An 11,122-nucleotide genomic window follows, 5' to 3' on the forward strand; every position below is an offset into this window, starting at 1 on the left:
ATGATGTGACCTATGTTTCCTGGTGTGCATTCTGCTAGTTGAGCTAAGTGTTCTCGCTTACCTTCGTAACGTTTAAGCCAATCCTCCATTTCCTTGCGTTCTCTAGGATCAGGATATTGGCGAGTTCCATAAGGTTTTAATGGCTTGTCGATTTCCTTAGTGTTTTCAAAAAATGGCAGCTCTTGAATCAAGTGATGCTCTAACCCGTTATCCATTGCGTACTTAACTCGTTTAGCTGTGCAAAGCTCATAATCAGGACGACCTTTCTTCGCTGCTAGATTCTGCAAAGCTGCTCTAATTTGAGTGAGTGTTGGAGTCACTTAGCACCTCCGAACAATTGCTTAGCAAAGTCGGTTGCTTGGTATGTGATACACGAAACTTTTTCGATATAACCCAAGTCAATCAAAACCAAAATGATGGTGTAAGCCTTAGTTTTTGTTGACTCAATCACATCGCTTCTTAATTCTGAAAGTTTGAACGGCTTAGTTGCATGAGAAGCAAAGATCAAAATATCTAATCCGTGCTCAATTGCTTCTCTTTTAACTTTTAGATCAACAGTTTTACTCATACCGCTAATTCCTCATCTAACTGATCAGCGAAGTTGTCTAAAACGTCCAGCAGATCAAGCTGACCAATGTCATATTTGTATGTTTGCCACTCGCCCTCACGTGGTTCTCTTTGAATGCCTGTCTGCTCTCTCCAAAGCATTACAAACTGTTCACCGTGAACGTAATCAGGAACAGAACCAGTTGCCCAAGCTGAAACAGTGCTACCGCCTTGCACGTCCAACACATAAGCAATCTTTTCGTGCGACCAACCTAAATTGCGTAAATCAAGAATCATGCGATTGAAGTCTGGAAGCTTGTAACCTCTCTTTTGGACTATGAATTTCTTAGCTTTTTTTCGGGCTTCGACAAAACGCGCGCGTGCGCGAGGATCATTCGTTAAAGCATTTCCATCAACTCGCATGTTCACCTCGCTCTCCTAAAACTCTCTAACATCCCAAGCATTGTTTTTTTCATTCCAATGCACTGATTTAAAAGAGAAAGGATATAAACTGGCTGCTACTTTAATTTTGACTAAAGCATCATCTTCCCAGTGACCTTTCACTTCATGGACTTGCAGTTCAAAATCTTTGGTCATAACGAAAAAATCAGGTTTGTAGAACGTCTTATCTGCCAATCTCAAATTGATACAATCGAACTTGAACCAAAGGATTTCGCCTTTCATTTTTTTGCTTTCTAGGTGATCGTTATATTTACGCTCTGTTTTGTTCATAGCGCCTTGTTTTAATCTTCCTAGTACCCTTGCATCACTTTTGCTTTTATCGAGCTGTAATGTGCGTTTTTCTGCGTTATTTCGCTTGTTTTGGATTGCTTCTAGCTCCTGTTCAGTGATTCTCATGAATTAACCCTCGCATCTGCCCAATTGCATTCGATGATGGTTAGTCCACCATGTTGCAGACGTGACCAAAGACGATCACCTAAGTCAGTTTTGAGTTGATCAAGTGTCATGTTTGAAATGATCATGGTTGCTTTGCCAGCGTCATATCGTGAGTACAAAACCTTGTGTACTGGCTCTAAGCGCTTTTCACGGTCATGTAGTCCGTATTCATCAAGAATCAACAAGTCATACTCGGTGTAACGTGCAATCGTGTTGCGTTCGCTATCGTCAGTTCTTGACCATGCGCCCATGATGTCTTGTGCTAAGTTTTCGCTCGTGATGTAACGTGCATACCTGCCTTTCGCCAAAAGTGTTCTTGCTGTTGCACATGACAAATGTGTTTTGCCTGTTCCAGTGTTTCCAACCATCACAAGATTCGTCACATCACCGTTCACGATCTTTTTGGCATAGCTTGCAGTTTGAGTAAGTGCGACTTTCTGCCCTGACAACTGAGCGTTGTAATTTCTAAAACCTGAATTTTCGTGTCGCTTAGGAATCATTGCCCCAGCGAAGTGTTTTTCACGTACAGACTTTTGAACTTGAATCCCATGTTGTTTGTTTGACGCATTCACAAACTCAATTGCACAGATCGGACATGATTCACGGTTGAACATTTCGATCATTGGAACGTTGTGTTTTTTACAACGTGCTTGGGTTTGCACAATCACCTGGTTAAACATTGCGTTCATAGCATCCAATCCTCCAACTCAACTGGCTCAACTGGCTCATAATTCGTTTGAACGTTTGCCCAAGCTTGGTTTACGTTGCGAGAATCGATTTGTTGCTGTGGTGCTGGTTTACGAGTTGTGAAACTGCGTTTGATCCACTTGACGAAATTTGAATACATTTGAGTTTCGGTGACTGAACCCGATTCGATTTTCGTTGAGTAATACCCGTTGATCTCAATCAGCCAAGAATCGATTTCTTGTTGAGTCATTTTTGCGATGCCTGATCGTTGCAACCAAGCGTTCAAAGTTTGAATTTCAGGTGTCCAAAGTTTGAGCACTGAATCGACCTGATTTTCACCACACATATTTTCTTTAAAGTTTTCTTTTATATTTTCTTTAAATGTTTCTTTAATAGTGTCCCGTTCAACGGGACTGGTGTAGTCCCGTTTGGTGGTACTAGTCCAGTCACCTTTCACGGTACTAGTCCAGTCCCGTTTAGTGTGACTACCTTTAGATGGTACTAGTCCCGTTTGTTGGTACTGGTCAGCAGTGACTTTAAACTGATTTAATCGACCAGTTTTTCGGTCAACTTGGATTAAATTGCAGTCCTCTAATTCCTTAATACAAGCGATAACAGTGTCACGTTTTTTGATGCCACAGTATTTTTGAAATTGAGTGATAGAGATTGCATGTGCGTCACGATCAAAGCCTATAGTTTGGCGCACAATGAACATTAGGCATTTAAAAGCTTTATCGTTTAATTGCGCCATTATCTGGTCGTCAATTAAAGAATTCGGCACTCTTGTATAGCCTTCATCTTTCTTTGACATAACTTGTCGCTCTTGTTTTGGAAACTCGATAACTTCACCTTGTGGGCTATCATGTTTGTGTGCTAAATTCATGGTTCAGTTCTCATTCATTGCTTTGCAGTGGAATGGCAAATAAGGCTCAATTGGTTGCGACAATTGAGCTTTTTTTGTGCCTGTGATTTATGCGGATTTGGTGCAAGCTCAAGCTCGAATGGCTCAGGCGTATTCTTTGTATCTTCGGTAACTGTGGTCAGATCGATTGGCATTTGTAGACAATTAAGCATCTCCTCTACCTCGAAGATGATGTCCATGGCAGCATTACGCATAAGCTCTGAAGAGCCATTCAATTTCCTTGAACGAGCAATACGCTCTAATTTGATCTTTACTTCATCCGTGCATTTAAAAGTGATGCTTGCAGTTAGTTTTTCTGACACTGAAAGTTCTCCTGTTAAGAAGCTCGTTTTTCACGTAGTTCAATCCAAATATCCCCATATGAATCAGGGAATAACTGCTTTCGAGAACAAATTCCTCGATCTTCAGCAATTACGGCTAAGAAGATTTTTCTTTCAGTAGGAATTTTTGCCCAACCACTTACAGAAGATGGGCGAATCCCCAACAGGCTGGCTACTGCATTACAGCCTCCGAGCTTCTGTATTAATTGATCGTCTGTCATGTCGGTCTCCAGTGATTTTTATTAATTATTAGGCATTCCTTATTTTAAATCAATAGGAATACCTAATTTATTTCATGTTAGGATTACCTAACTATTTGGATCAGATTATGAAAACATTAGCTGAACGCCTTAGATATGCTATGGAAGTACTCCCACCTAAAAAAATTAAGGGAGTTGATCTTGCTCGTGCTGTTGGAGTAAAACCACCATCAGTTAGCGACTGGTTAAGTGGAAAGTCGAAAACGATGGAAGGACCAAATTTAATAAAAGCTGCCAAGTTTTTAAAAGTAAATTCAACTTGGTTAGGCACAGGATCGGGATCGCCTACAGATATAGAAAAACAACAAGAATTTAAAAATGCAGAATTCTTTGATTTAAATTTAAGGAAAATACCTATATTGGATCATGTACAAGCTGGGCTGTTTAACAGCGTCGCATATGATGGATTAATTCCTCTAAGTTATTCATATACTGATTATATTGGTTCAGACCCTACTTTAATTTTTGGACTAGTTTTAGAGGGACTTAGTATGTCTCCTGAATTTATGCCAAATGACAAAATTATTGTGGATGGTGCTCTTTCACCTAAACCAGGTAGCTTTGTGGTGGCTCAAAATGGTGATAATGAAGCTACATTCAAAAAATATAGAGTAACTGGGTATGATGAGTATGGTAGAGAGGAATTTGAATTAGTTCCATTAAATCCTGATTTTCCAGTAATTTCATCTAAAGACCATTCAATTTCTATAATAGGCGTTATGGTTCGCCATATGCGTGATTACAAATATTGAGAAAATAATGACTAAAGTTTGGCGACATTTCACTAAAACCCCAGCTCAAAGAGCTGGTTTTATATTATTAAATATAGGCTTGATTTCTTTGTTTTTTTGGGCAATGAAAAGAAATTTAGACTTTTTGGAAATTTTCGATCCATATTACTTTCCTGATAGTAGGCATTCTTTTATATTTCACTTGTATTTATATTTTATTCCACTAGGTTTGCTTTTAACTTTTGGATATAACATACTGAACAATATAAGAATATGGGTTGTTAGTGGTTCAAAAGATGGTGAAGAACGTAAAAAAACTAAATATATCCCTCCAATGAAAACACTTCATTTTTCCAATAATTTGGATGCATTTAAGTTTGCTTCAAGTAATTTTCAGGCAATTTTTGAACCTAATCAAATGAGTATAGGGTTAATACAAGAAAAAACTCTTTTAAATAATGGAACTTATCATTTTTTAGTTCAACTGGCTGACACAAGTAGAACTGTTTTGGTTAGTGGTTTTAGTGATAAGTATGCTGACAAACTCTCTAAGGGCAATCTAGTGTATTGGGGGTTTATAGATAAAACTAATACAAATAATCCATGTGAACCTGAAGCTATAGGTCATATTATTGCTGCATTAAGTCCAGAATTTGATCCCAATTCAAAAAGGTGGTCAATAAAAATAGATTGCTCCAAATAATTTAATTTCTTCATAAACCCGCTCTAGGCGGGTTTTTTATTGTTCATCAAAATTAAAATAAAAAAATATTAGGAATACCTATTGATTAATTTATTAGGAATGCCTAATATTATCTCACCAACCAAAAAAAAAGCCCCGACAGTTTGGCGACGCGGGACTTTTACTCTAAGAGTGAGATGAGTATGAACATAAAAGCAAATGTAGTCAAATCAATCGGCTTTGCAGGTGTAGTAAGTGCATTAACTGCTGCTTATGCGTTTCAACCTGCTAAGCCTGAACCAGTCACAATCATGGCACCTTTCAAGCTTGACGAAATCAATGTCAAAACTGAACAAGCAACACTCTTAACTGCAAATGAAGAATATGCAATTGAAGTGCAATACGTTGCTGACGTTTATAAAGATGGCAACGGTGTTGGTCATAACTGGCTTGATGTTGAAGTAAAAGAAATCAAAGACATTCGCGTCTATTCAGAAGATGGCGAAATCCAAGCATACGTTGATCGTCTCGACGTTGTAGAGATCAAAGACATTATCGAACAAGAACTAAGAGAGCGCATTTAAGCGCTCCGTGGAGAAGAAGAATGAATACTACACATGAAGAACACGGTTGTTGTGAAGAGGATATTTGTGGTCGTAATGGCTGTGAGGGAACTATTGTTAAAGACACAGATATGGAATGTTGTAGCTGTCACATTAGTGCTCCTTGTGGTTACTGCCATTGTGAAGTTCAGTGCAACGAATGTGATTGGGCGTCACGAGATGAAAACGTTCAAGAGCAAAGTACACCTTTGCCACCAAGTGATTGGTATTTGCAAATGAAGCAACGTGAAAAGGAATTTCTTGATCAGTTAAATGACCACTCATTCGAGTTTGAGAAAGTTGCATTCAGAACAGAAAGTCATTCGAACAGTTCTATGAAAAAGATAGGCGCTTTCCCTCGAGGAATGTCTATAGATCAACTTAAAAAAGAAGTTGATGGGACATTTGGTGGTCGCTTTGAGTGGGTTACTGAAAATCGATTTTCATTCATTGCATACACGGACTAGGAGCACAGCCATGAATGACCCTTGGAAAGAATTTGCTCTTGCAATGTTCTTTGTGTTTATCGGTTTATTTGCAGCTCTATACGTGCTTTACGCTGTGATCTGCCCTGCTGTGTGGAGTGTGTGAGATGAACGCTCATCCTGAACTCATCGAAATCACGCGCTTAAGCCACCGCATTAAAGATGCTGTAAGTGAATTGCTTAGTCTTTCAAATAAATCTGACACGATCGTAACTCAGAGCGGAAACATGATTAATTTTAATTATGTAGGGCGTGGGTCAGAAAGCATTGGATTAAGCATAAGCGACCAATATTCAACAAAAACTAGAACGGCTTATTTAACTGAAACGCTAAGCCGACTTAATCAAATCAAAGCCGAATTAACAGCCTAATGAGAACAAATCTGCGCAATTTATCCAAAAAGTAAGGAAATTGTGCAGATATTTGCTCGGAGAATAGAGATGAATACAACCCCAACAGTCAAACCTAAAAAGAAAAAGAAGAAGAAAAACTCAGTCAAATTTGAGTACTGCTTCTGCTGTAAAGATTTGATGCAAGTTACAAAAGATGGTCAATGCACTGCTTGTTATAGCTACATAGTCATGTAGGAGAATAGAGATGAATGCTCAAGTTAATGAATTACAAGTTTTAGATCAAAACGTGATTGTTGCTGCTTTTGCTAAACGCGGTGGCACAGATGAATTGTTTGAACATATTGCTCAAGAAGTTCGCTCACACGTTCCAGATGTGACAACTAAAAAAGGTCGTGATGCGATTGGTTCACTTGCTATGAAAGTAAGTAAATCAAAAACATTGATCGAGAAATGCGGTAAAGAATTGGTTGCAGAGCAAAAAGCTCAGATTAAATTAATTGATGACGACCGTATTGCCATTGTTAAAAAGTTCGATGCTTTACGTGATGAGATTTTGGCACCGCGTGATGCGTGGGAAAATGCAGAAGAAGATCGTGTTAAGAAACATCAAGACGCAATCATTGGTATCAAGATGCCTGCTGATCTTTTGCAAAACCACCCTACTGAGTGGACAAGCGAAAATATCAAAGTCGCTATTAATGACTTAGAAAATGTTTGCATCGATTCCTCTTTTGAAGAATTCGAACAAGAAGCAAAACTTGCAAAGTTTGAGACTCTTGAAAAGTTACGCACTGCCCTTGTTGCTCGTGAAAAATATGAAGCCGAACAAGCTGAATTAGAGCGTCTACGCAAAGAACAACTAGAGCGTGAACAACGTGAACGTGATGAGCGTATCGCTAAAGAAGCTGCTGATAAAGCACGTATTGAAGCTGAAGCAAAAGCATTAGCTGAACAACGTCGAGTTGAACGTGAAAAGCAAGAAGCAGAGGAAAAAGCAGAGCGAGAAAAACGTGAAGCTGCTGAACGTGAAGCTCGCTTAATTGCTGAAAAAGAAGAAGCTGAATTACGTGCACAACAAGCTGCATTAATAGAGCGTCAACGTATTGAGCGTCTACAAGCAGCCAAAGAAGCAGCTGAACGTAAAGCAGAAGAAGCGCGTTTAGCCAATGTTGAACATATGCGCTCTATCAATCAAGCAGCATCAAAAGCTTTGATCGATCTATGTGTTGGTCTTGAAGAATATCAAATCAAAGCAATCATCACTGCAATTGCTCGCAACCAAATTCCTAACGTTTCAATCAAATACTGAGGATTAAAAAATGAATGCACCAGTACAAAACACTTTAATCACAACTCAGATTACACACGTTGCTGAAACTTTGGGATTGGCAAATGTTAATCCTCAAGAGTTGAAAGAAACACTGATTCAAACTGCATTCCGTACTGAAACACAAGCTACGGATGCACAAATGGCTTCACTACTAATTGTTGCAGGTCAGTACAAGCTAAACCCATGGACTAAAGAAATTTATGCTTTCCCTGATAAAAATAAAGGGATTATCCCTGTTGTTGGTGTAGATGGATGGTCACGCATCATTAATGGAAACTCTAACTTTGATGGAATGGAGTTTAAGTTTTCAGAAAATATGGTTCGCATGGATGGTGCAAAAGTTGACGCACCTGAATGGGTTGAGTGCGTTATCTATCGCAAAGATCGTACACATCCAACAGTAGTTCGTGAGTATCTATCCGAATGTTATCGCGCACCATTCAAATCAAAAACAGGTTATGTGGTAGAAGGTCCATGGCAAAGTCACCCTTCACGCTTCTTGCGTCACAAAGCAACAATTCAATGTGCTCGTTTGGCTTTCGGCTTCGTCGGCATTCACGACCAAGACGAAGCAGAACGAATTGCTGAAAGCGGTCAACCTGTTAAGGATGTAACACCTAATATCCCTGAAGGTTATCAAGAATTTGAAGATCAACACTTAAACAATATGCGTGCATTAGCTATGGAAGGCTCAGAAGCTTTGCAGACTGGATATGTTGAATTACCTAAAGGCGAATGCAAAAAATACTTCTGGTCAATTCATAGTGTTTCTTTAAAAGAAGCTGCTCAACGAGCTGATCAACCACAAGGAGAAACCTATGAACATTCTCCAGCGTAGTGATGATTGGTATGCGGAACGCTGTGGCAAAGTCACAGCAAGCCGAGTTAAAGATTTAAATGCAAAGCCCAGTAAGGGCAAAGCTTTAAATGCATTGGGATTAACAATTCTAGCTGAGCGCCTTACTGGCGTTCAGAAAGAAACGCCAACAAATTTTTATATGCAATGGGGAATCGATAACGAACCACATGCAATCGCAGCATACGAAAATGAGACAGGTTTCTTTGTTAATGGCACAGGTTTAATCGACCACCCTTTCATTGAAATGTTTGGTGCTTCTCCTGATGGCTTAGTCGGTGAAAATGGGCAGATCGAAGTGAAATGTCCTGACACTACAACTCATTTAAATACACTACTCACTAAAGAAGTACCTGAAGAACACATACCTCAGATCACTTCTCAACTGGCTTGTACTCGTCGTGAATGGTGTGACTTTGTGAGCTATGACCCACGATTAGATCCTGAATTGCAGATCATCATTATTCGTATTTTTGCTAAAGACCTAAATATTGAGGGTTTAGAGCGTGATGTTCGTGCATTCAATAGAACTATTGAAGAAGCAAAGGCTTCATTGAGGGTCGCAGCATGATCGAACTCAAACTTGGATTTCTCATATTGACTGTGTTGGCAGTAATGGTGGGTGTGACATGGTGAAAAATATCCCTCTAAATGACTGGCAAATTCTTCGAAGAAGATATGGAAGTACAAGAAGTTATAAGAATCGCATTGCGCTTCAAACTTCTAAGCTTGAAGAATTTTCAAACTGGCTTGTAGATATGGGTGCTGATGTCTACAGCAAAACTGAACAGAACGAGATTTTAAGATTTAGACACAACGGTGTTTTGGGTATTTGGTATGTATCAGGGTCAGGCAACTTATTAATGCATGACTTGGCAGCAGAATTTTTAGAAAGTTTGAAGGTGGCGTGATGTTTAAGAAAATAAAACTTACAGCAGAGCAAGCACAGAGACCTAATGCACCTAATGAAGTTTATAAAAGTTCAGAGTTTTTGGTTCAGATATTTAATCTTAATAATGAGCCAACAAGATTGACTGTAAACAAAGTTAAGCGGAAAGGTAACGATTGGGCTGATGGGATTACTTGGGATCAGCTTATGCATATTAAAAGACTTCTGGGTTATGCAGATAAGTGTGCAGTAGAGATTTATCCTCCAGATAGAGACATTGTGAATGTGGCAAATATGCGCCATTTATGGATCGTAGATATGCCTGATTTTGCTTGGAAAAAGGAAAAGGTGGCGTAAATGACTAAAGATATTGAGAGAGAGGCTTTAATTACTGAAATTGATCACTTTATCAATGAAGCAAAAAAGTCTTACATTGTAGAGCGTTGGGCTGTTAGTTATGAAAATTCCAACCCATTCTCACACACCATTAATGATAAAAATGAAGTTTGGTGGATGAAAGCCCAAGCTAGACAATTATGGGAATTTTGGCAAGCAGCCAAAGCCCAAGCCGTTCCCGATGGTTTTGTTTCGGTACCGAAAGAGCCAACTCCAAAAATGATCGATGCGACATGGAGTTTTGATGAGGAAATTCAAGACATGAGCCATAACTCACGTAATGAATTTATCTACAAAAACATGATTAGAGTTGCGATTGAAGAAGCAGCAAGGGGCGGAAATGAGTAATTCAGAATTATGGTGTGTAGCTATCCGACCTGAATGTGATAGCCCGTTTGAGCAATGCCCTGCTGCATACAAAGAATTAGCAGAGAAGGCAGTTGCTCGCTACAAAAGCATGAATGAGAGGGAAGGTAATGAATTTGCCTTAGAGATTTTCGATGATTGCTTTGAGGTACAAGTTTGGGAAGGTACTGCAGAAGATCACGCCAAAGATATGTTCTATACAGAATCTTGGTTTAACGAAGCCATGTACTGGTGTGACAGTTTAGAAATGGCAGAACGTGTTTTTAAATTTGGTGAGATAGTTGATTGCCATAAAAAAGGTTATCCAATTCTAAAGACATCAGATTTTGAAGAGGCTAAACGCTTTTTCGAAGAACCAAAAGCGGATGCGGAGGGGTGAATATGCAAATTGATCGTAGAATCAGAGCAACTGAGTTTATGCAGTTAATGTCGATAGGTAGAACCAAATTTTATCGCATGATTAAAAAGGGTGAAATTCCCCAGCCTATTAGAGTTAGCGATAAAGAAGTTTATTGGCATGAGTCTAGCGTTAAGAAAGTTGTCGAAAAACACAAAGAAAATTCTGATATGATAGCCTGCTAACCGCAGGCTTTCTTTTGTCGAGTACCTTTCAAAACGGGTAACTAAACGGGTAACAAGATAACCTCTTATAAATTAGTTAATCAATTTCAATAGGTTAAGATGAACAAGATTGTTGTAAAAAAACATAATGGTGGCACGATTGCTCAGAATAAAAGAGCGCGTCACGATTACTTTATCGAAGAAAAATTTGAAGCAGGCATGTCACTTCAGGGTTGGGA

The 11,122-nt window shown here is 39.0% G+C and carries 22 protein-coding genes; 14 read left to right on the top strand and 8 right to left on the bottom strand.

What is annotated here, in order from left to right:
- The 8 genes from A2003_RS09430 to A2003_RS09465 all read right to left on the bottom strand — a co-directional run.
- The coding region (locus A2003_RS09430) for a hypothetical protein (protein ID WP_286687236.1) at nucleotides 1-320 on the bottom strand (320 nt) is incomplete at its 3' end.
- Nucleotides 317-568, bottom strand: a complete 252-nt coding sequence (locus A2003_RS09435) for a hypothetical protein (protein WP_286687237.1) — start codon at nucleotides 566-568, stop codon at nucleotides 317-319. The genes A2003_RS09435 and A2003_RS09430, both read right to left, overlap by 4 nt.
- The gene (locus A2003_RS09440; RefSeq protein WP_286687252.1) at nucleotides 565-969 is read right to left on the bottom strand and encodes a hypothetical protein; all 405 of its coding nucleotides are present in this window, start codon (nucleotides 967-969) and stop codon (nucleotides 565-567) included. Before A2003_RS09440 ends, A2003_RS09435 begins: the two co-directional genes overlap by 4 nt.
- A gap of 15 nt (nucleotides 970-984) precedes the next feature.
- Nucleotides 985-1,404, bottom strand: coding sequence for a hypothetical protein (locus A2003_RS09445; protein ID WP_286687238.1), 420 nt, complete (start codon nucleotides 1,402-1,404; stop codon nucleotides 985-987).
- On the bottom strand, nucleotides 1,401-2,132 hold the full coding sequence (locus A2003_RS09450; protein WP_286687239.1) for an ATP-binding protein: 732 nt from the start codon (nucleotides 2,130-2,132) through the stop codon (nucleotides 1,401-1,403). Before A2003_RS09450 ends, A2003_RS09445 begins: the two co-directional genes overlap by 4 nt.
- Complete coding sequence (locus A2003_RS09455; protein ID WP_286687240.1) at nucleotides 2,129-3,013, bottom strand: replication protein; 885 nt, start codon at nucleotides 3,011-3,013, stop codon at nucleotides 2,129-2,131. Before A2003_RS09455 ends, A2003_RS09450 begins: the two co-directional genes overlap by 4 nt.
- A 14-nt stretch (nucleotides 3,014-3,027) precedes the next feature.
- On the bottom strand, nucleotides 3,028-3,354 hold the full coding sequence (locus A2003_RS09460) for a hypothetical protein (RefSeq protein ID WP_286687241.1): 327 nt from the start codon (nucleotides 3,352-3,354) through the stop codon (nucleotides 3,028-3,030).
- A gap of 14 nt (nucleotides 3,355-3,368) precedes the next feature.
- Nucleotides 3,369-3,593, bottom strand: coding sequence for a Cro/CI family transcriptional regulator (locus A2003_RS09465; protein WP_125297639.1), 225 nt, complete (start codon nucleotides 3,591-3,593; stop codon nucleotides 3,369-3,371).
- 107 nt (nucleotides 3,594-3,700) lie between these two features.
- On the opposite strand from A2003_RS09465, the gene A2003_RS09470 reads away from it, so the two are divergent.
- From A2003_RS09470 to A2003_RS09535, 14 genes are all read left to right on the top strand, one after another.
- Nucleotides 3,701-4,384, top strand: a complete 684-nt coding sequence (locus A2003_RS09470; RefSeq protein ID WP_125297638.1) for a LexA family protein — start codon at nucleotides 3,701-3,703, stop codon at nucleotides 4,382-4,384.
- A 7-nt stretch (nucleotides 4,385-4,391) separates the two neighbouring features.
- Nucleotides 4,392-5,066 (top strand): hypothetical protein, encoded by a 675-nt coding sequence (locus A2003_RS09475; RefSeq protein WP_286687242.1) that lies wholly within the window; start codon nucleotides 4,392-4,394, stop codon nucleotides 5,064-5,066.
- Nucleotides 5,067-5,248: 182 nt separating this feature from the next.
- A complete protein-coding gene (locus A2003_RS09480; protein ID WP_286687243.1) occupies nucleotides 5,249-5,629 on the top strand; it encodes a hypothetical protein in 381 nt (126 codons plus the stop codon).
- Nucleotides 5,630-5,649: 20 nt separating this feature from the next.
- A complete protein-coding gene (locus tag A2003_RS09485) occupies nucleotides 5,650-6,114 on the top strand; it encodes a hypothetical protein (RefSeq protein ID WP_286687244.1) in 465 nt (154 codons plus the stop codon).
- Nucleotides 6,115-6,239: 125 nt separating this feature from the next.
- Nucleotides 6,240-6,503 (top strand): hypothetical protein, encoded by a 264-nt coding sequence (locus A2003_RS09490; protein WP_286687245.1) that lies wholly within the window; start codon nucleotides 6,240-6,242, stop codon nucleotides 6,501-6,503.
- Between the two features lie 226 nt (nucleotides 6,504-6,729).
- Nucleotides 6,730-7,794: a hypothetical protein gene (locus tag A2003_RS09495; RefSeq protein ID WP_286687246.1), complete on the top strand. Its 1,065-nt coding sequence runs from the start codon at nucleotides 6,730-6,732 to the stop codon at nucleotides 7,792-7,794.
- 10 nt (nucleotides 7,795-7,804) lie between these two features.
- Nucleotides 7,805-8,653 (top strand): phage recombination protein Bet, encoded by an 849-nt coding sequence (gene bet / locus A2003_RS09500; protein WP_112986281.1) that lies wholly within the window; start codon nucleotides 7,805-7,807, stop codon nucleotides 8,651-8,653.
- Nucleotides 8,634-9,242, top strand: coding sequence for a lambda exonuclease family protein (locus A2003_RS09505; protein ID WP_286687247.1), 609 nt, complete (start codon nucleotides 8,634-8,636; stop codon nucleotides 9,240-9,242). Before bet ends, A2003_RS09505 begins: the two co-directional genes overlap by 20 nt.
- 58 nt (nucleotides 9,243-9,300) lie before the next feature.
- Nucleotides 9,301-9,582 (top strand): hypothetical protein, encoded by a 282-nt coding sequence (locus tag A2003_RS09510; RefSeq protein ID WP_286687248.1) that lies wholly within the window; start codon nucleotides 9,301-9,303, stop codon nucleotides 9,580-9,582.
- Entirely contained in the window at nucleotides 9,582-9,917 is a 336-nt protein-coding gene (locus A2003_RS09515) for a DUF7694 domain-containing protein (RefSeq protein WP_286687249.1), read from the top strand. Before A2003_RS09510 ends, A2003_RS09515 begins: the two co-directional genes overlap by 1 nt.
- The gene (locus A2003_RS09520; RefSeq protein WP_286687250.1) at nucleotides 9,918-10,304 is read left to right on the top strand and encodes a hypothetical protein; all 387 of its coding nucleotides are present in this window, start codon (nucleotides 9,918-9,920) and stop codon (nucleotides 10,302-10,304) included.
- Nucleotides 10,297-10,701, top strand: coding sequence for a hypothetical protein (locus A2003_RS09525; RefSeq protein WP_286687251.1), 405 nt, complete (start codon nucleotides 10,297-10,299; stop codon nucleotides 10,699-10,701). Before A2003_RS09520 ends, A2003_RS09525 begins: the two co-directional genes overlap by 8 nt.
- A gap of 2 nt (nucleotides 10,702-10,703) precedes the next feature.
- A complete protein-coding gene (locus tag A2003_RS09530) occupies nucleotides 10,704-10,904 on the top strand; it encodes a helix-turn-helix transcriptional regulator (protein ID WP_125297625.1) in 201 nt (66 codons plus the stop codon).
- Nucleotides 10,905-11,003: 99 nt separating this feature from the next.
- Nucleotides 11,004-11,122, top strand: a 119-nt coding sequence (locus A2003_RS09535; protein WP_286687253.1) for an SsrA-binding protein, incomplete at its 3' end; no start/stop codon positions are given.

It is taken from the genome of Acinetobacter sp. GWC1_38_13 (genome assembly GCF_001767535.1).
In the GTDB taxonomy this organism is placed as follows: domain Bacteria; phylum Pseudomonadota; class Gammaproteobacteria; order Pseudomonadales; family Moraxellaceae; genus Acinetobacter; species Acinetobacter junii.

Bases quoted from the DNA above. Each gene is read 5' to 3' on its own strand.
- A2003_RS09475 (WP_286687242.1), top strand. From the start codon at position 4,392: ATGACTAAAGTTTGGCGACATTTCACTAAAACCCCAGCTCAAAGAGCT.
- A2003_RS09525 (WP_286687251.1), top strand. From the start codon at position 10,297: ATGAGTAATTCAGAATTATGGTGTGTAGCTATCCGACCTGAATGTGAT.
- A2003_RS09505 (WP_286687247.1), top strand. From the start codon at position 8,634: ATGAACATTCTCCAGCGTAGTGATGATTGGTATGCGGAACGCTGTGGC.
- A2003_RS09440 (WP_286687252.1), bottom strand. From the start codon at position 969: ATGCGAGTTGATGGAAATGCTTTAACGAATGATCCTCGCGCACGCGCG.
- A2003_RS09435 (WP_286687237.1), bottom strand. From the start codon at position 568: ATGAGTAAAACTGTTGATCTAAAAGTTAAAAGAGAAGCAATTGAGCAC.
- A2003_RS09495 (WP_286687246.1), top strand. From the start codon at position 6,730: ATGAATGCTCAAGTTAATGAATTACAAGTTTTAGATCAAAACGTGATT.
- bet (WP_112986281.1), top strand. From the start codon at position 7,805: ATGAATGCACCAGTACAAAACACTTTAATCACAACTCAGATTACACAC.
- A2003_RS09490 (WP_286687245.1), top strand. From the start codon at position 6,240: ATGAACGCTCATCCTGAACTCATCGAAATCACGCGCTTAAGCCACCGC.
- A2003_RS09465 (WP_125297639.1), bottom strand. From the start codon at position 3,593: ATGACAGACGATCAATTAATACAGAAGCTCGGAGGCTGTAATGCAGTA.
- A2003_RS09450 (WP_286687239.1), bottom strand. From the start codon at position 2,132: ATGAACGCAATGTTTAACCAGGTGATTGTGCAAACCCAAGCACGTTGT.
- A2003_RS09470 (WP_125297638.1), top strand. From the start codon at position 3,701: ATGAAAACATTAGCTGAACGCCTTAGATATGCTATGGAAGTACTCCCA.
- A2003_RS09485 (WP_286687244.1), top strand. From the start codon at position 5,650: ATGAATACTACACATGAAGAACACGGTTGTTGTGAAGAGGATATTTGT.
- A2003_RS09455 (WP_286687240.1), bottom strand. From the start codon at position 3,013: ATGAATTTAGCACACAAACATGATAGCCCACAAGGTGAAGTTATCGAG.
- A2003_RS09510 (WP_286687248.1), top strand. From the start codon at position 9,301: ATGGTGAAAAATATCCCTCTAAATGACTGGCAAATTCTTCGAAGAAGA.
- A2003_RS09445 (WP_286687238.1), bottom strand. From the start codon at position 1,404: ATGAGAATCACTGAACAGGAGCTAGAAGCAATCCAAAACAAGCGAAAT.
- A2003_RS09530 (WP_125297625.1), top strand. From the start codon at position 10,704: ATGCAAATTGATCGTAGAATCAGAGCAACTGAGTTTATGCAGTTAATG.
- A2003_RS09515 (WP_286687249.1), top strand. From the start codon at position 9,582: ATGTTTAAGAAAATAAAACTTACAGCAGAGCAAGCACAGAGACCTAAT.
- A2003_RS09520 (WP_286687250.1), top strand. From the start codon at position 9,918: ATGACTAAAGATATTGAGAGAGAGGCTTTAATTACTGAAATTGATCAC.
- A2003_RS09480 (WP_286687243.1), top strand. From the start codon at position 5,249: ATGAACATAAAAGCAAATGTAGTCAAATCAATCGGCTTTGCAGGTGTA.